At 37.6% G+C, this 21,010-nt stretch carries 18 protein-coding genes and 2 pseudogenes; 7 read left to right on the top strand and 13 right to left on the bottom strand.

Translation table 11 applies throughout. The features are described from left to right. Positions 1-91: 91 nt before the first annotated feature. Together F6K40_RS14645 and F6K40_RS14640 are read left to right on the top strand one after the other, a co-directional pair. The gene (locus tag F6K40_RS14645; protein WP_293137020.1) at positions 92-253 is read left to right on the top strand and encodes a helix-turn-helix domain-containing protein; all 162 of its coding nucleotides are present in this window, start codon (positions 92-94) and stop codon (positions 251-253) included. A 406-nt stretch (positions 254-659) separates the two neighbouring features. Continuing rightward, entirely contained in the window at positions 660-1,658 is a 999-nt protein-coding gene (locus F6K40_RS14640; protein ID WP_293137019.1) for a globin family protein, read from the top strand. A gap of 337 nt (positions 1,659-1,995) precedes the next feature. Here the strand turns inward: F6K40_RS14640 and F6K40_RS14635 are convergent, their stop codons facing one another. The 5 genes from F6K40_RS14635 to F6K40_RS14615 all read right to left on the bottom strand — a co-directional run bounded on the left by F6K40_RS14635 (position 1,996) and on the right by F6K40_RS14615 (position 6,557). After that, a complete protein-coding gene (locus F6K40_RS14635; RefSeq protein ID WP_293137018.1) occupies positions 1,996-2,301 on the bottom strand; it encodes a type II toxin-antitoxin system RelE/ParE family toxin in 306 nt (101 codons plus the stop codon). Further along, a complete protein-coding gene (locus tag F6K40_RS14630; RefSeq protein ID WP_293137017.1) occupies positions 2,285-2,560 on the bottom strand; it encodes a type II toxin-antitoxin system Phd/YefM family antitoxin in 276 nt (91 codons plus the stop codon). The genes F6K40_RS14635 and F6K40_RS14630 overlap by 17 nt, the downstream gene beginning before the upstream one ends. Positions 2,561-3,135: 575 nt before the next feature. After that, positions 3,136-3,624, bottom strand: coding sequence for a hypothetical protein (locus F6K40_RS14625; protein WP_293137016.1), 489 nt, complete (start codon positions 3,622-3,624; stop codon positions 3,136-3,138). A 114-nt stretch (positions 3,625-3,738) separates the two neighbouring features. Beyond that, positions 3,739-3,999, bottom strand: a complete 261-nt coding sequence (gene psaK / locus F6K40_RS14620; RefSeq protein ID WP_293137015.1) for a photosystem I reaction center subunit PsaK — start codon at positions 3,997-3,999, stop codon at positions 3,739-3,741. 1,046 nt (positions 4,000-5,045) lie between these two features. Next, entirely contained in the window at positions 5,046-6,557 is a 1,512-nt protein-coding gene (locus F6K40_RS14615; RefSeq protein WP_293137013.1) for a hydroxysqualene dehydroxylase, read from the bottom strand. A 563-nt stretch (positions 6,558-7,120) separates the two neighbouring features. On the opposite strand from F6K40_RS14615, the gene F6K40_RS14610 reads away from it, so the two are divergent. Together F6K40_RS14610 and F6K40_RS14605 are read left to right on the top strand one after the other, a co-directional pair. Then, positions 7,121-9,844: a DEAD/DEAH box helicase gene (locus F6K40_RS14610; protein WP_293137011.1), complete on the top strand. Its 2,724-nt coding sequence runs from the start codon at positions 7,121-7,123 to the stop codon at positions 9,842-9,844. A gap of 713 nt (positions 9,845-10,557) precedes the next feature. Then, positions 10,558-11,603 (top strand): annotated as a pseudogene (locus F6K40_RS14605) (IS701 family transposase). A 603-nt stretch (positions 11,604-12,206) separates the two neighbouring features. Here the strand turns inward: F6K40_RS14605 and nadB are convergent. Together nadB and F6K40_RS14595 are read right to left on the bottom strand one after the other, a co-directional pair. Further along, positions 12,207-13,910 (bottom strand): L-aspartate oxidase, encoded by a 1,704-nt coding sequence (gene nadB, locus F6K40_RS14600; protein WP_293137009.1) that lies wholly within the window; start codon positions 13,908-13,910, stop codon positions 12,207-12,209. 334 nt (positions 13,911-14,244) lie between these two features. Continuing rightward, positions 14,245-14,406: a hypothetical protein gene (locus F6K40_RS14595; protein ID WP_293137007.1), complete on the bottom strand. Its 162-nt coding sequence runs from the start codon at positions 14,404-14,406 to the stop codon at positions 14,245-14,247. A 16-nt stretch (positions 14,407-14,422) separates the two neighbouring features. Here F6K40_RS14595 and F6K40_RS14590 point away from each other — a divergent pair, with 16 nt between their 5' ends. Then, positions 14,423-14,650, top strand: coding sequence for a hypothetical protein (locus F6K40_RS14590; RefSeq protein WP_293137005.1), 228 nt, complete (start codon positions 14,423-14,425; stop codon positions 14,648-14,650). 598 nt (positions 14,651-15,248) lie between these two features. Next, positions 15,249-15,700, top strand: a pseudogene (locus F6K40_RS14585) (RNA-guided endonuclease InsQ/TnpB family protein); the annotation flags it as partial. 124 nt (positions 15,701-15,824) lie between these two features. Here the strand turns inward: F6K40_RS14585 and F6K40_RS14580 are convergent. From F6K40_RS14580 to F6K40_RS14560, 5 genes are all read right to left on the bottom strand, one after another. Continuing rightward, positions 15,825-16,568, bottom strand: coding sequence for an isochorismatase family protein (locus F6K40_RS14580; RefSeq protein ID WP_293137003.1), 744 nt, complete (start codon positions 16,566-16,568; stop codon positions 15,825-15,827). 43 nt (positions 16,569-16,611) lie between these two features. Continuing rightward, positions 16,612-17,424, bottom strand: coding sequence for a competence/damage-inducible protein A (locus F6K40_RS14575; RefSeq protein WP_293137001.1), 813 nt, complete (start codon positions 17,422-17,424; stop codon positions 16,612-16,614). Between the two features lie 45 nt (positions 17,425-17,469). Further along, positions 17,470-18,069 carry a flavodoxin family protein gene (locus F6K40_RS14570; RefSeq protein ID WP_293136999.1) on the bottom strand — a complete coding sequence of 200 codons (600 nt, stop codon included), beginning with the start codon at positions 18,067-18,069 and terminating at the stop codon, positions 17,470-17,472. 25 nt (positions 18,070-18,094) lie between these two features. Further along, entirely contained in the window at positions 18,095-18,580 is a 486-nt protein-coding gene (locus tag F6K40_RS14565; RefSeq protein ID WP_293136997.1) for a riboflavin biosynthesis intermediates N-glycosidase, read from the bottom strand. 311 nt (positions 18,581-18,891) lie between these two features. Further along, positions 18,892-19,065 carry a hypothetical protein gene (locus F6K40_RS14560; protein WP_293136995.1) on the bottom strand — a complete coding sequence of 58 codons (174 nt, stop codon included), beginning with the start codon at positions 19,063-19,065 and terminating at the stop codon, positions 18,892-18,894. Positions 19,066-19,067: 2 nt separating this feature from the next. Between F6K40_RS14560 and F6K40_RS14555 the strand changes: the two genes are divergently transcribed. Beyond that, on the top strand, positions 19,068-19,196 hold the full coding sequence (locus tag F6K40_RS14555; RefSeq protein WP_293136993.1) for a hypothetical protein: 129 nt from the start codon (positions 19,068-19,070) through the stop codon (positions 19,194-19,196). A 557-nt stretch (positions 19,197-19,753) separates the two neighbouring features. Here the strand turns inward: F6K40_RS14555 and F6K40_RS14550 are convergent. Then, a complete protein-coding gene (locus F6K40_RS14550; RefSeq protein ID WP_293136991.1) occupies positions 19,754-20,695 on the bottom strand; it encodes a DMT family transporter in 942 nt (313 codons plus the stop codon). Between the last annotated feature and the right edge of the window lie 315 nt (positions 20,696-21,010).

Raw genomic sequence — 21,010 nt, 5'->3', positions numbered from 1 at the left:
GACAAATGTTGCCTGCTTGTCATTGCCAGGGGAATACTTAACAATTAGTAGATATAATAGCACTATATAAATATAATATGTCTACAGATTTATGAATATTCAAGAAATCTTAAAGTTAGCTGAAGAGCTAATTTATGACCATACTGGGGAAAATTTAGACTACCTGCAAAAAACGATATTGCAACGCACTTTAGAAAATCAGACTTACAAAAAAATTGCTGAGGAAACTTACGAAGCGCGAAACTCATGTTAAGTATATCGGTTCTAAATTATAGAAAACTTTATCGGAAATACTCGGTGAAAATATTACCAAAGCAAATTTTAGAACAATATTAGAAAATGCAAATATTTACAATTTTGCGCCAGTTTTTTGTAAGGATAAGGTCACAAGTAATATCAATATTTGTCCGTCAAACCCTGGCGTTTCCCCAACAAAAACCAACTCTCAACAAAAACCAACTCAAAATATTATCGACCTAGACAAAGCACGAGAAATTATCAACTTTTATGGTCGTACAAACGAACTTTCCACCTTATCAAAATGGATAGTAAGCGATCGCCTCCGTGTCATCTCCCTTTTAGGAATAAGTGGTATTGGCAAAACAAGTCTTTCTCTAAAATTAATTCAGGAAATAAATGGGTTGAGAGAAAATGGGTTTGTGGGAAACCAAGATAGGTTTGGAGACCAAACCCCTACGAATTTTACCGAGGAAATAAATGGGTTTGGAGACCAAACCCCTACGAATTTGACTGAGGAAATAAATGGGTTTGGAGACCAAACCCCTACGAATTTTACCGAGGAAATAAATGGATTTAGAGACCAAACCCCTACGTTTAATTACATCATTTATCGAACCCTTCGCTTTTCTCCCACTCTCACCCAAACTATTACTAACCTCTTGCAAATTTTTGCACCAGAAACAGAAACTTCCGACAATATCGAAACCCTATTATCAAAACTCCAAAAATATCTAGAAAAATATCGTTGCTGCATCATATTTGATGACGTACAAAAATTATTTGCTCCTGGAAAACTTGCAGGTCAATATAAATCTGGTTACGAAGATTATCAAGATTTTTTTCAACTACTTGTCACAGTCTCCCATCAGAGTTCTTTACTGTTAATAAGTAGAGAAAAAATCCCAGAAATTATCAAATTAGAAACAGAAAATTATCCAGTACGAACCTTAATTTTAGGAAGTTTAGGAATTGCTGCTCAAAAAATCTGCCAAAAACACCAATTAGCAGATCGAGAATTCTGGGAAAAATTGATTAATAATTATCAAGGAAATCCCCGATGGTTAGATATGACAGCAACAACAATTCAAGAATTATTTAGCGGTCAAGTAGCAGAATTTATAGAATATGAAACCCTAATTTTACCAGAAGCATTACAAGCAGAATTAGAACAACAATTGCAACGTTTATCTCCTGTGGAAATCAGAATTATGGAACAAGTTGCTAACCAAGATCAACCTATTTCAATAGGAGAAATAATTAGCAAATTACAACTATCCATTCAGGAATCTGTCAACTTAATTCAATCCCTGAAAAACCGATTATTATTAGATAGACAATTAGAGAATAATTTGACAGTATTTACTCTTAATTCTGTCTGGAAACAATACTTAATAAACTGTTTGCAAAATAAGTCTTAAGAGAGTTATTGAGTGACTAAAATCTAAAAGTAAAAGGTACTTCAAGAGATTAAAATTTGGTAGATTGATTAGGTGGAAAGGTATATCTATTCCCTTTATTTTAACTCTTTAATACTTGTCTTGATTTCTTTCTCCCTATTCCCTATTCCCTATTCCCTATTCCCTATTCCCTATTCCCTGTTCCCAGTTAAGTGTTCCCAGTTAAGTGTTCCCTGTTCCCTATCTCCTTTTTATATTTCCTGATACATTCAGTCTCTAAAAAATCAACTTGAAAAATTGGAAAGTATCAACAAATTGTAGGGGCTATTTGCCCCCCTACTGGTTTAGCAAATTGGTATTATAAGTCATCGATTGAAATAGAATCCTGTGCAGTATGTCTGACTCTTAAGACTTGTACAACCTGCTCTTTGACTACAAACAAAATCCGGTGTTTATTGTAAATCAATTGCCTAATTTCTCTACCAACATCAGCACTCTCAGGAGCAATCGTACATCTGTTCGGGAAAGTTTCTAGAGACAAAATTGCATCTACGAAACCATTATACCATTCCGAAGCTTTTTGAAGATTTTGTTGTTGAATCCACAAAAAGACATTTTCTGCATCAGATAAAGCAGATGGAGAAATTTCAACTTGAAATATCATGTTTTTTTCTTAATTCTGCTAATGCAAAACGGGCAGGTTTTCCCTTACCTTGTTCAAATTCTGTTATTCCTTGGCGAATTGCCGCTACTGATTCAGCATAATCTAATCTTTCCACTAATTTTTGATAGGCAATTGCATCTTGAATCACTAGCTCTGCTTTACCATTAACTGTCAAGACTATAGGTTTTTGTGTTTCTTTAATTTGTTCTACAAAATACTTCGGGTTATCCTGGAAATCTGTGAGTGAATGGTCGGTCATATCATTTTTTAAATTAAACATTAACGTAAGCATTCACCTATTAGCTAACGGCTGAATGCTTACTATCCATTATAAATCAATACAGTTCAGTTGAGGATTTTTTTGGCAGTTTTGTAGTCTGAAAAGCCTATCTAATGGTTCTATATCTTATGAGTTTTCGTCTTAACTGTTTGCTCCGCATGACCTAGAAAACCGTATTTCGCTATAATAGACATCTCCGAAAATTAAAAATAGAATCAATTCTTATCCAGAAATTATCAATTACTTCTTCCTGTTCCCAGTTAAGTGTTCCCTCTTTTCCGGAGAGGTCTAATATTGTTACCAGAAAATAAGGTCTTAAGCCTTCTCTTGACTTCGCCACGAGCTGTCGCTCTACAAGGAGATGAAAAAAATCAACTTTAATATTTCCAGCCTCCTACTGAAGTAAGAGGTACTGATAACTGATAACTGATAACTGATAACTGAAATGACGATTTCCCACAACCAAACAGCACAAATTAACTGAAGTTATCGTCAGTCAAGCTTAAGTGCGAATAAATATTCTTTTGTGATGATCTACTGCCTATAGAAACAAACTATACATATATAAAAAGTTGTTTGCTAGGTTGTCTTGCAGGATCTGATGAAAATTCATTATGTATAAATTCCACTGGCTCATAAGTATTAATCCACAAATGAGCGCCACATTTGGCGGGTTTGTAAGGTTCATAGACGATTTGGCAAGGACCTGGAATATATAACTCATAACCATAATCGTTTCGATCGCCGTCCTTAACAGAAAGCACAGGTTCCAATTCCTCTGGAGGCTTACCCTTATTACCTTTAATCTTGCTTTGATTAACATGAATCATTTTAGGTTCCTTGGGTTTTTCCTTGTGCCAGATACCTTGAGGACCGCGCCGAGCCGGAATGATTACAGGCATTCCATTCTCAGAAACTGGGATTTCCCAGAATCTACCATTTTTCTCAGCATCTTGGACTCTTCCTTGAGCCAATAAAACAAGCAGACGTTGACGAGAGATACCTAATAACATAGACGCTTCTCTAGTACCCATAGTACCCATGATTTTTCCCTCAACTGTTGGACAATAGTCAGTATATAATAAAAAGGTAACTTTGACAAAGTTACCTAAAAATAATTGTAAATGAAATTATTGATGAGTGTTAACCTAAATTATTTAGAGGCTGCCCAAATTTGCCAAACCAAGAATCACACCAGCACCTAAAATATGACCAAAGCTTGTAGTTGCCAAAACACCAGCTACTCCAAAACCACCAAAAAAGTTGGAACCAGGCATCGCTGGACCGACACTAGGATATTTAACTGTTAACTTGGCAAAAGCGATCGCTACGATATTGCAGATAATCATTATTAGGGCAATTTTTGGACTCCAGCTAAAAGTATTGGGGCCAAGTGTTAATAAGGTTGAGTAAAGCATTTTTTCTTGTCCTATGTTATGTGTACATTGAAAACCTCAGTTGCATCTTTATATCAGAAAATTGTTCTTTTTTTTCTCCTGGTGAGACTTAGCAATAATTCTTTACAAATTTAGAAGGAAGAGGGAAGAAGGAAGAAAATTGATTATTAATATTTTCTTACTTGAAGTATTCGCTGAATAAATATATTAATTATGACTGTTATAAAACACAATATTAGTCGAGTAAACAAACATAAATAAATTGGCAAACTTAAAAATTTGCCAATTTTTTCTTCCTAGAGATATCAGATTTTTTATTTTAAATTTACTAATTACTAGAATCTATAGGATATACGATCTAGCCAGGGAAAAAATTAAAACAATCCACAAAAATAAATGTATTCCCAGACAAAAGGAAAAATTCAATTGTCTTGATTGCGAGAAAATCTTTCGATTCAGAAATTCCCAATATTTTTGATCCCCAAACAGCAGAGAACAGAGGATTTAGCATTCTAAGCATTCAGCTATTAGCTATTAACTCTCAACAATAAAACTTTACTATTAAGGACAGTATTTAAATGAATATAGACTCAAGGTCAAGGGAGCTGACTTTAGTAGTAAGATTTAATTCTGCCACAATTAATAAAGCTTTTATCTCAGACTAAAAGTAATAGCTATTTTACTACCGTACAACTTCGTTTTGCTAGCGCAAAGCTCCGCTAACGGCTGTAGTCGACATGACAAACGCTACGCGACATGAAAAACGCAGTTACCGAAGAAATAAGGTTTAAAGCCTCTCGTTTCAAAGAGAAAAAATTCCTTTTAACTAATCCTCTTCTTTTTAAGAAGAGGTAATTATTAATTATTAATTATTAATTATTAATTATTAATTATTGAAGACCTAAGAGGCTAGCTGACGGCTGAATTTTTACTTAACATTTATGATCCAATAAATAAGGTTTTAAGTCTAATCTTTTAAGAGAATAAACAAATAAAATTCCGTATTTCAAGTCTCCTACTAATTTCAAGATGTACTGATAACTCTTAACTGATAACTAATAATTGAATTAAGGCAACCAAATATTAGGAAATATCGACTTCCCGACTTCTCGCATTGACTGGTTAATCGTCCTGAAAAATTTAATATGCTCCTCATCTTCTTCCACAGGAATAATATTAGCTTTCTCCCCTAACTTAAACTTATCCACTACTAAATTTGCAGCCTCCAAACCAGTCACATAAGCTTTTTCCTGAGACCAGGAACCATGACGATTAACAATCCAATCCCCACTCATAAATACATTGTCAAAACTTGTCTTTGCTGAAAGTAAATATTGATAGCTACCAGGGAAAAAATGAGTCACCCCTTCCCTCACTCTTACAACACTCTGGTCAATAATTTCTGCTGCTCTAAATTCAGGAATACAAGTTGCTAAATATCCCTGCACAATTTTAATTATCTCCTCATCACTCAAAGGTAAAAATTGATTAGCATGATAAAAATCTACTTCTAAAACCGTTCCTGCTTCATCTCGAAATTCGTCATGTAAAGCATTCAAATCAAAAAACGTCCAACCAGTAGTTTTATCAAATCCAAAACAAGCATTAGAAGCACGAGGAATCAGAATTTTTCTATCAAACCATAACCTAATTCCTAATACATCAACACCACCCAGATTATTAATATTCCTAAATTCTTGACGACTTTGTAAAGCTTCACTTCCCGCCAAAATCTTTTTCATTCCACTAATACCAACAGCAAAAATTACAGCATCCGCCTCAAATATTTGCTCTTCACAAACGACTCCTGTTGCTTTGCCATTATCATCAACAATTAAGTCAGTAACTCGCTGTTTTGTCAGAACTTTTCCACCTAAATTTTCAATATTTTCCACCCAAGGTTTAAATATCATTTCCCCCACAGTTCCCCGACACCAAACCACATCAAAATTAGGTTGATGACCCAGAATAAAATAATACAACATACCCAAAGCAGCAGCAGCCGAGCATTGTTCTCCCGGAGCAAATAAACCAACTAATAACATGGCATTAAAAGCATCATCATATAATCTTTTAGTCACACCATATTGTTTGAATAATTCTCTAGCCGTTACTGAATCATATCGTTGCCAAGCTTCATCCGAATTATCAAAATCTATCAGGGAATAAAGTAGTGGCAGAGCAGAAAGGCGATCGCTCAAAGGCAATCGTTTAAATTGAGTATAAATAAAAGTACCAAGAGGCGTTGGTAGAGGTGGTAAATCTTGAAAAATTGGTGATTCTACTTCTAATCCAGCAGGAGAATATTGAGCCGAACGAGTCCAAGGAGTAAAAGGATTAAGGTTTAATTCCTTGACTAGAGAGAATATGTTATGGTAGGGATACCAAAAACCATGTATGCCCACTTCCACTGAACGGCCACCAGAAGTTTTCCAACCAGCCACTAAACCACCAGGATAAGGGCCAGCTTCTAGAAGTGTAACATCATAGCCGTTTTTGGCCAAGTGATGAGTGGCTCCTAAACCAGCCCAACCAGCACCTACTACTACTATTTTTGGAGTTTGAGTTTCTGTTTTCATAATATTTTCAATTTCAAGTCAAAAATTACTGGATTTTTGTGGATTTTCTACAGCCTGTTTTCAGTTTGTTTCTCAATTTGATTAACTTTATGAATCTATGTTAAAGCTATACAGTTAAACTAAAGATGTAGAGGTAATTTCAAAATATTATTTCAGACATATAGGATTTATATTTGAGTTATGTAGGAAGTATTTGGAAATTGAGGGATTAGAAGTAATATTTTCCGATTTTTTATATATTTATGTTTTTTAACAAATTAAATTACTTAAGGATGCTATATCTTAATATTTTTTATCTAAAATAACAAAATATTTTGACTGCCTTGACTATTTTTGTAACTAAATCAAAAGTTTTTTCATGTTTTTAGATATCCAAATTTTTTCAAATAAAAAGTCAATTTTACTAACCCCTTGAAAACTTTAGATCTAATGCTTTCTAACTTCAAACCTATCAACTCTACTTTGAAAGAAGTAGTTAAAATCAAAATATAAAGTCTATATTTACTGGTAAAACAGAATAGACATTATCACAAAACCTTTATAAAGTCAAGAAAAAAATATTAGTGTCATACTCAACCCAGAACAGCCAAGAGCTGGATCTGAAGACCTTATTTCCATTTGAACTAGACAACTTCCAGAAACAGGCGATCGCTGCCCTGAACGCTGTAAAATCAGTAGTTGTTTGTGCCCCCACAGGCTCAGGCAAAACCTTAATCGGAGAATATGCCATCTACCGCGCCCTAAGTCGTGGACAACGAGTATTCTACACCACACCCCTAAAAGCCCTATCAAACCAAAAATTGCGGGACTTCCGTAACCTATTTGGACCCGAAATGGTAGGACTTGTCACAGGAGATACCTCTGTCAACCGGGAAGCACCAGTCCTAGTAATGACCACAGAAATCTTCCGCAATATGCTGTACGGTACTCCCATTGGAGAAATAGGCACATCCCTGGAAAAAGTAGAAGCAGTAGTTCTAGATGAATGCCACTACATGAACGATCGCCAACGAGGCACAGTCTGGGAAGAATCAATAATTTACTGTCCGCCAGAAATCCAACTATTGGCCCTCTCCGCCACAGTAGCCAACAGTGACCAACTCACAGACTGGATTCTCAAAGTCCATGGACCAACCGAACTGATCTACTCTGATTTCCGACCAGTCCCCCTAGAATTTAATTTCTCCAACAATAAAGGCTTATTTCCTCTACTCAACAACAATCAAAAAAGAATCAATCCCCAACTCAAGCCTAAAAGTAGACACACAGGAAGAGATAAAAGAGACAGACAACAAGAACCAACCTTATCAACAGTCTTATCTCAGCTCAAAGAGCGAGATATGTTACCAGCCATCTACTTCATATTCAGCCGTAGAGGATGCGCTCGTGCAGTAACAGAAATAGCAGTCAGCAATCTTACCTTGGTCAATGAAGCAGAAGCAACCAAACTAAAAAAGCTAATTCAGGAATTTCTCAATCGCAACCCAGAGCTAGCCAGGTCTCAACAGTTAGAACCTCTCACCAGAGGAATAGCAGCTCACCATGCCGGAATGTTACCAGTCTGGAAAGGATTAGTTGAAGAATTATTTCAGCAAGGCTTAATCAAAGTAGTATTTGCCACAGAAACCTTAGCGGCAGGAATTAATATGCCAGCCCGAACAACCGTTATTTCTAGTCTTTCCAAGCGTACAGATGATGGACACCGACTTCTAAAACCATCAGAATTTCTGCAAATGGCAGGTAGGGCAGGACGGCGAGGAATGGATCATCAAGGTTATGTTCTAACTGTGCAAACCAGGTTTGAGGGTGCTAAGGAGGCAGCTTATTTAGCAACTTCAGGAGCTGACCCCTTGGTTAGTCAGTTTACTCCTAGCTACGGTATGGTACTGAATTTACTACAAACTCATACGTTGGAGGAGGCAAAAGATTTAGTAGAACGTAGTTTTGGTCAGTATTTGTCTACCTTATCTCTGTTGCCAGAGCGAAAAGAGATTGAACAAAAGTTAGAGGAATTGACCTCTGTCGAGAATAAACTAGGAATTTATGAAGAGAATGATTGGGTTAATCTCGAACAACTACTGGCAAGTTATGAAAAGTTACGGGAAAAAGCCAAAGAGGAAAAACGACTGCTGAAGATTTTACAAAAGCAGGCAGAGGAAACTCGGATTAGAGAGATGTCTTTATCTTTGTCTTTTGCAGTATTGGGAACTGTGGTTAGTTTAAAAGGAAAGCACGTTCCTACTGCCAAGAAATCGACTTCCGAACCGATTCCAGCAGTATTAGTGGCAAAAGTTCGTGGTTCTGGTCAGTCTCCTTACTCCTTGTGTTTAGGTAGAGATAATCGGTGGTATGTAGTAGGAGCAATGGATGTAGTGGCTTTACACGCAGAGTTGCCTCGGTTGGTTGCTGTAGACTACATGGAATTGCCTGAAGAGATGGAATCTCGTTTGGGGCAATGTCGCAAAGGAGATGAAACAACTCTTGCTTTAGCTCAACAAATTCCAGTAGTACCAGTGCCAGTAGATGCTCCAGAGGTTTTAGCACAAATGCAAAAAGTAGCAATGGTGGAAGCACAAGCCGAGGAACATCCTGTGAAAGAATGGGGGAACCCTCGTACTTTGTTAAAGGGTTGGCGACGGATGGAAATGTTGAGGGAAGAAATAGAGGATCGCCAAAATGATTTGGAGGATCGGTTGGCACATCACTGGCAAGAGTTTCTTAATCTAATTGAAATTTTACAGTATTTTGGCTGTCTGCATGGAGTCAAGCCTACAGATATTGGTCAAGCTTGTGCAGCAATTCGGGGTGATAATGAATTGTGGCTTGGTTTAGTGCTGATGTCTGGAGCTTTTGACGGACTTGACCCCCATCATTTAGCTGCTGCTTGTGCTGCTCTGGTCACGGAGATTAGTAGACCTGATAGTTGGACTCGTTATGAGTTGTCTGCTGAAGTGAAGGAGGCTTTGGCTAGTTTGCGTAGTTTAAAACAGCAGTTAATTAAGGTTCAACATCGGTATGGGGTAGCTTTACCTGTTTGGTTGGATTGGTTGAAACTGGATTTAATTGGTTTGGTGGAACAGTGGGCTTTGAGAGTGGAATGGCAGGAGTTAGTGGAAAATACAAGTCTGGATGAGGGGGATGTTGTTCGGATTTTACGTCGGACTTTGGATTTTTTGTCTCAGATTCCTCATGTGCCTTATTTATCTGATGTTTTGAAACGGAATGCTTATCGGGCTATGCAGTTGATTGATCGTTTCCCTGTGAATGAGGAAATTGACTCTGTATGAATGCAAAGTCAATCTCTAAAATGATTACTGAATAAGGATCGTGGTTATTTTAAGGCAAAACATATATAGAGAGATAGAGTTTTGACTTAATCACAGAATAACGATATAATACGTTAAAAAGCATACCATTAGATAGGCTGTACTTATCAATATATGAAATCAATTCATACCAAGCTCAAACTCGCGGAACAAGTAGAAAACCATAATGGCTCAACACCCCGGTTATAGCAGATGGTGTTATAATTGGGGTAAAAGGTTTATGGAATGCTGCTTATAGAGATGGTTATAAGCCAAATATTCGTAAGCTCAGAGAGGTTTTTACCAATCACACAAAGACCTCTTTACCCTTGGATGAAAAACTTGTCGTAAGCGAGTCTATCAATATGCTTGTCCTAACTTGGGTGAAGCATTTCAGAGATTCTTTCAAGGACCTTTGAAAACACCCAAGGTTTAAGAAGAAAGGTAGGATAATAATGAATAATTAATAATGAATAATTAATAATTATTGTTCATTATTAATTGTTCAGGACTTACGCAAAGACACTATATATAGTGTTTGTCATTAAAGGTTGGTTTATTTAGCGATATAGCTGCCGCTAGGCTCCGCCAACGTTTGAACAACAAAATATAAAAACCTTAAAAATTTGCTTTACGCAAAATTACTTGGTAGACTAGATTAGTATGAAAATAATTATTTATCAATGCCAATATTTATGAACTTTAATTATATAAAATATTGTGAGTATTTAATAAGTAGTCATAAAAATTATACTCTAACAAATCTGGCCGAGCATCTGGAAAAAATTAGCCACGATCAAATTAATCGTCCTACAAAAAAATGTTGATTTAGGAACAGAAACTTTGTGGGAAAATGTAAGGGGAGAAATTGTCACTTCTGAAGATGGTTATTTAATTTTTGATGATACAGTATATTAATAAAAAATATTCCCATAAAATTGATAGCGAAGCTCCTCTGAAAGAGGCACTTTTCCGGCGTCAATGAGCGTGGTAATGAACATGGAGTAGTGAATGGAATAGGAATAGTTAATTGCTTATATTTTAATCCTGATATAGAGCAATGCAAGGATAATAGATTATCGTATCTATAATCCAGAAAGTGATGAAAAGAGTAAAATAGATCATGTTCAATAAATGATGGTTGATGTAGTAAAAAAGAAGAAAATACCAGTAAAAATAGTATTGATGGATAGTTGGTATGCAACGATTAAGACTAATGGCGCTAATAGATAATTTAGGTAAAATTTACTATTGCCAATTAAAAATTAATCGTTTAGTAGACAAGGGGTGGGGGTGTAAAAAAATATCAAAAACTGGAATAATTAAAATGGAATGAGTTAGAATTAGTATCAGGAAAGATTATTAAGATTAAAGGTTTTCCTAGAGATAAAAAAGTCAAATTATTCTGGGCTACTGTTTCTACAAACAGAACAGAATATATTGCAATATCATGACCTCAGTTCCCAAAGTACAGATGACGTTGAGTTTGAAATTCAAACTAGATGGAAAATTGAGGAATTCCACAGATAAATTAAACAACTAACAGGGCTTGAGTTTTGCCAATGTCGTCGGGCAAAAATTCAAAAAAACACAAAAGCTTGTGCTATGTTGGTGTGGAATCATTTGAAAAAAATGGCAAATTTTCGTTGGAATTACTATTGATCAACTGAAACATCAATTGTCATCTAAATATCTGGTCTCTGAACTAAAATATCCGACAATTAAAATGAGAGTTATTTAAGTTTTTATAGATTGTTTAGAATCAGCAAAGCTGGGGGATTGCTATAATTTTTTAGGCGTTGGTGGAGCCTAGCGGCAGCTATATCGCTCTATGCAAGCATACGCTATATATAGTGTCTTTGCGTAAGTCCTGTTGGTATTACGCAAATTCTTAGATAATACACTATCGGTAGGGGGCGAATGCCATTCGCCCCTACTAGATATGCCTGCTCTGCGTAAGTCCTATTATAGTAAGTCTGGGTTTAACTTTCCTGGCGGGAAGTCCCGCGCTCTCCATCCCCCCTAACCCCCCTTTCCAAGGGGGGAGGGGGAGCGTCGTATGGGAAAGCCTGGGCCCGGATTCGGATACCTTCATAAGCTAAACGTTCATATGCCCAAGACACAAGCTACGAGCATTTTGTTATTATCAATGTCAACACAGGGGGAGGACATCACCTCTGTCATGCGCAGCGGTCAGGGTTTCCCAGACTGAAGAATCCCGCGTTGTCCATCCCCCCTAACCCCCCTTTGAAAGGGGGGAATAGAAGGGCAACGTCGGGAGTATGTCAAATCCCAGACTTTTTAGTTATTCGACAGATTCGGTTGAGCAGGGGTATAATTCAATTCAACTACCTATACTTTTAATTTTCGAGGGTTCAGATTTAATCTTGGTTGGTGACTTCCAGAAGCGATCGCCCTGCACTAAAGTATGTACATTCCAATGATTAGAAGTTTGGGGATAATCATTACGATAATGTCCGCCTCTGCTTTCAGTTCGCCATGCAGCGCTTTTGAGAATTAAGTAACCCAAGTCTAAAAGATTTAGTGTTTCTGCAACCTTCCGCAATTGCTGTTCAGCATTAGTAGAATTTAATTCGATCGTCTGATTAGGCAAGAGATTAGCTAAAAATTTAACGATCTCAAAATTTGCCAAACTATCTCGCCAGCGATTAACTTGATATAGTGCCTGATTTAATAACTCTCCTTGACGAGAAATTCCTGCACTTTCCCACATTAAACTTGGTAACATTTGCCGAATCGCCTCTATCTGTTCCATATCCGTATTCCAGTCAGAATTTACCTGAGAGATATCGGAATCAGGCGCAACCAAATTTGGCTGAATTTCAATCTGAGATAGTTGAGCAGCAAATACTAAACATTCTAACAAAGAATTACTAGCTAAACGATTTGCTCCGTGAACTCCTGTACTCGCTGTTTCTCCAATTGCATAGAGTCCGCGAATCGAAGTCTGACTCATTAGATCGCAAGCAATTCCACCCATCCAATAATGAGCAGCAGGAGCAACCGGAATAGGTTCTTGAAAAACATCAATACCCCATTGTTGACAGACATTGATAATATTGGGAAATCTGTAGCGAATGCGGTCTGGATCAATTGCTCCCAAGTCCAAATAAACGCGAGCATGGGTAGAGTTGGTAGCAGTTTTGTGCAAATGATGGAAAATAGCTCTACTGACAACATCTCTAGGAGCTAATTCTCCAGCAGAATGATACTCAAAGGCAAAGCGCTTTCCCTCCTCATCTATTAGGTGCGCTCCTTCTCCACGAACAGCTTCACTAATTAAAAAACGAGGCGCTCCTGTTTTAGTTAAGGCAGTAGGATGAAATTGGAAAAATTCCAAGTCTCGCAAAACTGCTCCTGCACGCCAAGCTATTGCGACTCCATCTCCGGTACTAACTTCGGGATTAGTAGTTTGGGCAAATATTTGACCGCCTCCACCTGTTGCCAGAACTACTACAGAGGATTTTAACCATTGGATTTTACTTTCGTGGAGAAGACTAATACCTTGAACCCGATCTTTTAGTGGAGTTAGCCATAAATTTAATGCTATTGCCTGGGAAATAACCTGAATGTTTGAACGTTCTTGAACTTTAGCGACAAGTGTATCGATAATAGCTCTACCTGTTGTATCTGCGGAATGAAGTACGCGGGGGCGAGAGTGTGCAGCTTCCAAGGTCATTGCCAGTTTTTCTTCTTTGCGATCGAAGGCAACTCCCATTTCTACTAGATGAGCGATCGCTGCTGGTGCATTTTCCACCATAAATTTTACCGATTCCTCGTCGCACAAACCGACACCTGCTTTGAGAGTATCTTCTAGGTGCAATACGGGGTTATCCGAAGGATCGATAGCAGCAGCAATACCTCCTTGAGCATAGTTACTGGAGCCCATGTTTATGGTATTTTTAGTAACTAAGGCAACTTGCAGATGAGTAGGTAAACAAAGGGTTGCATAAAGTCCTGCCGCACCGGAACCTACTACTATAATGTCAAAGTGGGATGGAATATCTTGAGGCGTTAATCTTGGCATTTGTATAAAGTTATGTTTTGATATAGAATAATTTGGTGTACAACATTTTTTGAACAAGTCTTTTTCTGGGTTGATTTAAGAGAATGTTTATAGCTAAAATGACAAGCAGATTCCTTGACCCCTCTTTAATAAAGAGAGGACAGAAAAGAAGATCGCTCATTGTGTACAGATTAGAGAGATTATAATTGCTTTCTTAAAATTCAGCTACTTTTTTTAGACTTTTTTTATAGAAAATTTAAAGGCGTTACATAATCTAGATATGAATTATAAAGATTTACTATCTACTCAATTTTGTTTTTTTCCTGGTATGGTTAAAATGTAGGTAAATGTTTGATTAATTTTGGCCAATAGGAAAATATTTCTGGCTGACAACAAAACTTACAAATTGAGAGAAAACTATCATTAAACAAATCAAATCTTTTGCAGCATCTTCTTTGTTAGCACTTTCTTCTAATGTAGCTATACCTTTGTTAATTGCAGTGCCAACTGTTACCATGTTTGCTCAATGAGCATTGGCTAACCAAACAGTGCCTTTTGTTTTCAGAAGAGGTTTAGGCGGCTCCAGTATATGTGAGGCTGTTGTAGTTTCACAGAAGACTGGTAAGGTATACAAGATCAAATATTACAGGAGGATTGGAGTTGGAGAAGGTACTGAAGTTATGATTGAAATGGATAATTCTGGCAGGTACTGGTACAAGATAATTAACCCAATTAATGGCAACTCATATCATGTCCGGTAGCATCGGTATTGTATAGCAAAGGTAGGGAACAGGGAACAGGGAGGAAGAATACTTAAGAGGAAGAAAAAAACTTAAATTTCCGGTAAAATTCACCCTTTGGTTTACACAAACGATACCAGCGGACATGATATCATCCGGTATTTCCTCAAAGGAGAATTACTAATTACTTTAGAGTGTGGAATTTTTTACAGCAGTTTTCATTTCAGTAAACCACAGTAGGGACGTTCCATGGAACATCCCTACGAGGTTTTGGTTATGACGATGTGGTTCATCAATCTGAAAAGCGCTGTAAAAAGATTAGCAGTGAAAATAAGAAAAACTACATTATGTCAAATCCGTTTAAACAACCTCACGATCAGTAGGCTAAAATCCCATTCGTAAGGTAATTGGAAGTATATACAATTAGACGGATTTGATATTACCAAGTTAAGCATAAATTGTTGTTGGAGTGTCTGAAATCATAATTAGACATCTCCAACAATAAAAAATCAAATCAATTATCGTAAAAACGCATACTATTGATAGACTGCACTCACCCATAGATGAAATCAATTCGTACCAAACTCAAACTTAATATCTAAACCGGAATCAAGATATTGGTTCAGCTAATTGGCGAAAAGCACAACTTAAAATTGCCAAGCTACACACAAAAGTAGCTTTTCATGTCGCGCAGCGAAACATCCGTAAAGACGCACTTCATAAATTGACAACATACTAGCCAAAAACCACGGCACAGTTGTCATAGAAGACTTAAACGTTAATTGAATGTTAGCTAACCGTAAACTAGGTAAATCTATAGCAAATCAAGTATTTTATGAGTTCAGGCGTCAACTAGAATATAAAACTCAGTGGTACGGCTCTGAATTAGTAGTCGTTGATAGATTTTTTCCATCATCAAAGACTTGTTCTAACTGCGGTCACGTCCAAGATATGCCATTAAATGCGAGAACTTATGATTGCCCAGAGTGTGGCCGATCAATAGATAGAGATTTAAACGCCAGTATAAATTTGAGAGATGCGGTCGGCTCGATCGTGAATGCCTGTGGATGAGTAACCGCCGGCGGCCTCAGTGGAAGCAGGAAATAAACATCAAATTGTCGCATCAATGTGACGCTTTGTATCAGTTTTATAGAGCAGAAAAGTACCTAATATAACCTCTTTTCTTGAAAATCTCTTAAAACGTAATAGTAGAAGCAATCAATGCACCGCGCTCTGTCATTGTGTATAACCCAACATGATGGGCTATTTTCTGGGGATGAATCGCCGTTTTCGGTAGTCCTTGCTGAACTGCCATTTCTGCCGTGAGGTTGTGGGTAGCACAACCTTTGGCATAGACGACAACATCTTTTAAAGTTGGGGACAAACCGTGATTCCGGGCTGATAACATAGTGATAACAAAATCCATCACGCAGATATCAGTGCAAATTCCAACCACCAGTAATGCTTCTAGTTTCCAATCGCTTATCCAGTCCAAAAGTATATTATGCCCCGTATCCCCATTAATTGAACCGATAAAACCATTTATGCAATCTTTGGTAACTAAGGTGGCCAGGGGGTGATTTTCCAACCATTCCAGTTCTGGAACGAGCTTTTCTTCCCCGCTACCTTTCTCGCAGTGGGTTGGATAAGGGGGTTCAGGTTTTCCCGGTTCATGGGTATCTAAGAAGGTTAGTACAGGCAAACCTTTTTCAACAAAGCAGCGTGCTAGGCGATCGCTTTCTGATACCATTGTTGAAATTTGTTCGTCAGGTTCTTGGGGTGCTATTGGGCCATAACCAACAGTGCAAAAACCGTTGAGAACATCCACCACTACTAAACCTGTAGGGCGATCGCCTACAGTATAAGGTTTTGGATCGATAGGTAAAGCCACTTCAATGGCTGCTAAAGTTGAATCTAGTCTCGTTAAAGTTGTGGACATAAATATTGTTTATCTGCTTACAACTGAGAAAGCCATCAGTTCACTATTCAGTATAATCTAGAGAAATTCCTGCATTACCTAACTCTTGCTTGAGGTCTTGTATTGCTTGATTAATTGCTTGAACTACTTCTTCTTTGAAACTACTACAGTAAGAAAGAGTCACCTTAAATTTTGTATCTATGTCAAACTTTTTAGCTCTTGACTTAATATATATTTGAGGATTTTTTTGAGAAACAGCATTTAAGATAGGAGCAATAACAGATTCATCTTTACTATCAACAATGGCAACTTTCTCTAAAAAGAAACTTTCCCCAAATTTTTCTTTCAGAATAGGTTGCAAAGAATTATCAAATATTTCTTTAAGTTCTCTAGGTACTCCAGGCAAACTAATTATTATGCTTTCTTTTACCTTTGAAATTACTGCTGGTGCGGCTCCCACAGGGTTGTCTATCGGAATTGCCCCCATAGGCAAAATTCCCATTTTCGCTCGTGCTGGCGTCATTTTTGCATCATCTACATATCCTTTGTTAGCAAATTCTTGATATTTTTGATTCACAAAAGCGAGGGCTTCTTTATTTTCTGCCAAAGGCCGATCTATTCCTTGAGCTATAGCTTCAAGAGTCAGATCGTCAACAGTTGGCCCCATTCCTCCTATTGTAAAAATCACCTCAGTTTTCCTTTCCAATGCCGATTGTATTTCTGTTGCAATTGCATCTAAATTATCTCGGAGGATTACAGAGCGATTTACTTGCCCTCCCATACCAGTAATTTTTTTGATAATCCAGTTAGTATTAGTATCTAGTACATCTCCAATTAAAAGTTCGTTTCCTATTGCTAATATTTCAACTGTCACCATATTTTTGGTTTTATACAATAATGGTATTGGTATAAGTTTATAAGTTTAGTGAACATGATTCCAACGTTGGGCTGCCTGTGCAATACGTTTTCCAAATTGGAAAGCTGTTAAGCGATCGCCAGGATCAAGATCAATTTTATCTTCTCCTGTACTCAGATCCGTACCTTGGCCTGTCACTCCTAAAAATGACCCCAGACGATTTACACCATCATTCTTTTCCAGAAATTGACTGGGTAAATCGCCAACATTGACCCAAATCATACCATGTTGGGCTGCATTGATTGCCAAATAAAGCAATGTACTTTGTTGATCGCCACTAGGGCAACTCCCATGGGTAAAACCAGCAGCTATTTTATCTTTCCATCCTTGCCTAAACCAGACTTCACTAGCAGCATCTATAAATAGCTTAAACTGACCAGCTACACCTCCCATATAAGTTGGCGAGCCAAAAACAATAGCATCAGCCTGGTTAAGCTTTTCCAGGATTTCTGGATCTTGCCAAACTCCTTTCACAATCTGATCTTCGACAATCCGCAATAACTCAACTTTTACTTTGATCACCTGAGTAGCACCTTCAGCTATAGCTTGAGCCATCAGGTGTGTCTTACCTGAACCTGAAAAATAGACAATCGCCAAGTTAGACATAAATTATTACCTCAGTCAAACTACCTCAGCCCATCTTTATGAGCTTCTCTGATTTTGTTGAAACCATCCGATCTAAACTTATGCAACGCAAAGTGGATCTAACTTCCATTAAAACTTGTCCCAGGTAATTCTTACCACTCCCATCTTTACCAGTACCCCAATAATAATCTCCAAGATCTTCTTGAATAATCATTTCGTCTCCTGTTGCCAGCAGAGTTTTCTGAATATCCCCATGAGTCTGAAACTTTTGGAGTACCGCTCGTTGCATCACATCATATTTAATTTTTTTCCAATCACTGCGGTGAGGAAGAGCATGACCCAGTTTAGCAGAATCTGCCGGAGTTTTTGCCAATCGGATTGTTTCAGCATGGGCAGTGCCAGCAAATTTCTGGGCTTGATAATAATGCTCTGATGTATGCCACCAGAGCCCGTCTAATTCAAAACCGTGGAGTGAAAAATTACAGAAACAACCGTAAGGTTTTTCGTCAGCAGTAAAAAAGTAAATAGTCATAAGTTATTAGAAATTAAGGCATCAAATTTTACGGATCAGCTCATAGATAAAATTACCCTAAAACTGGCAGTAAATCAACCAAATAAAATAATAAATCTTAATAGTTATTTTGGCAATCCTCTTTATGAGAGACTATTTGTAAAGTTTTATAAAATAAAGTATTGGCGGAGCCTAGCGGTAGCTATAGCAGGGAACAGGGAACAGGGAACAGGGAACAGTCGGAAAAATATTTCCTAGTCTAAGGTTCATCATCAGTCTATGTCCTAACCAACTCTTTCTTAGCTATATATCGCCCTTTAAACTGTAAAAACTTAGTTATTTATCCTAGATTTGTAGTCTGCAATACCTAATTTGCGTGCGAGGATTAAAAACACTTCATAATTCTTTACCAAAATAATTGGGATTAGAGCAACGCCTTTTAAGGCGAAATGTTTTTGGAGCGTTGCTCTAATCCCCGTTACAAAAACGACTTCTCGGCGTTGCATATTTGCGGGATGAATTAGCGGGTGTGGGGAGTGTGGGGAGTGTGGGAAGTGTGGGAAGTGTGGGGAGTGTGGGAGGAATTATACTTTTAGAGTGCATAGGAAGTACAAAGATTCATATCATGTCCGGTTGAATAATTATAGATAAGGAGGGAGGAGTCAGGAGTCAGGAGTCAGGAGTCAGAAGGTTTTTTCCAAAAAAAACTTAATTCTATACACAAACGATGCTACCGGACATGATATCATCCCTTGGTTCAGCAACACCTCTCTAAGGGCGAATGGCCATTCGCCCCTACTGACTTCTGACTTCCTTAAAAACAGCCTCTTAGTTTTACTGAACGGTGGGAAAATGTCAAATCAATTCAAAATTAAAAATTATTAATTCAAAATTAGGCATTGCTGAAATAAGGTATGAAATTCCTATTGGAGTAAGATTAATAGTCAGGAAAAAAGCTGTGCATAACTACTGTAGGGGCGATTTCCGTTTGTCATGCTCCTAATTACGCGAATCGCCCCTACTAAAAATTATACAATCATTCAGCAACGTCCAAAAGTTTGAAATAAGGAAAATATTTTTGATTTTTTCGTTCTCAAGAACGAGAAAAAGAATCCTTAATTAAACAATTATTGAAATTCACTTAGAATCAAAATTTTTGAACTTTGAATTTTGAATTTTGAATTCAAAAAATGGTCAATCTTCTGATATTTTTAACTCTCCTTTGTCAGATATGGCCATGTATATACCCACCAGAATCACTGCAAACCCAAATAAGTTTAACAGACTTAGAGCTTCTGAGAACAAAACCCAACCCAATATTGCAGTCAAAATAGGACTGAGCAGAAGAATTGTTGCCATTAATCCTGAAGATATCCATTTGAGGCTATATGCGACCAAACTGTGACAAACAATTGTATTTAGGGCTAGAGCTATTAGGGTTAACCAAGCACCTCCAGAATGAGGAAATACTTCATTATCAACTATTAACATAACAGGCAAGCACAAAACAGAACAAGACCCTGATGCCCACATTACAATCATTGTTGGGCTTAAATAATTACGGAGTTTTTCCATAGACATTATATATGCTGCCCAAAAGACGGCTGAGAGGAATGCCAGGCCATCGCCTTGTAAGCTAATACTGTGAGACATATCGCTAAATCCAATACCGAGTGTTCCCCCTGTTGCTATTACCATTCCAATTAGGAATCTTCCACCAAACCTTTGGGCAAATAGCAGCCATCCGGCTATAGTTGTAAATACTGGGGCAAGACAATGCAAAACTTCTGAGTTAGCAACAGTGGTTTGAGCGATCGCCCAAGCCCACAGTAGTTGAGTGCTTACAAAAACTATTATTAGGATGAGCAATAGTATCAATGGTCTTTTGCTATTAGAATACTTTTTAATAGGAGGATTTGTTTGTCTATTTGGCAAGATAAGTCCGTTCCATAAACCTAGGATACCGGTGGCTATCCAGAAGCGATTAAATACTGTAGCATTAGGGCTGACAAAATTTTCGCTGATTCTGATTAATATAGGTATGAAAGCAAAGAATACTGAGGTAGCTAATGCGATCGCGATCGCCAGTTTTGTTTCCCATCCTGATAATTTTGGCTTTGATAGTTCTAATACCATTTCTCATGCCTGAATGCTATACTTATTGACACTCCCCGCGCTAAAGCGACGGGAATTCTTGGCTCAACAACTCACCATCACTTGACAGGATTTCTCCAACCAAGGCAGAGGGCGTGTCTCCCCAAGCGTAAATTCCGGATCAGAAAGTTTTGAAATTTACAAAGTAAACCTCGTTCCATCACATCCTCTTTAACTCCCCCGGCGGGAAGTCCCGCGCTCTCCCGTAAGGGGAGCGTCGGGATGAGAGCCGGGCTAGGGTGTGCGGTTTTCACAAGATCCTGTTTGCTATAGCTATTGACAATTATACACACAGCC

This window comes from Okeania sp. SIO3I5 (assembly GCF_010672085.1).
GTDB lineage: Bacteria > Cyanobacteriota > Cyanobacteriia > Cyanobacteriales > Microcoleaceae > Trichodesmium.
The sequence above is the reverse complement of the archived record's forward strand: the minus strand, read 5'-3'. Positions and strand labels throughout refer to the sequence as shown.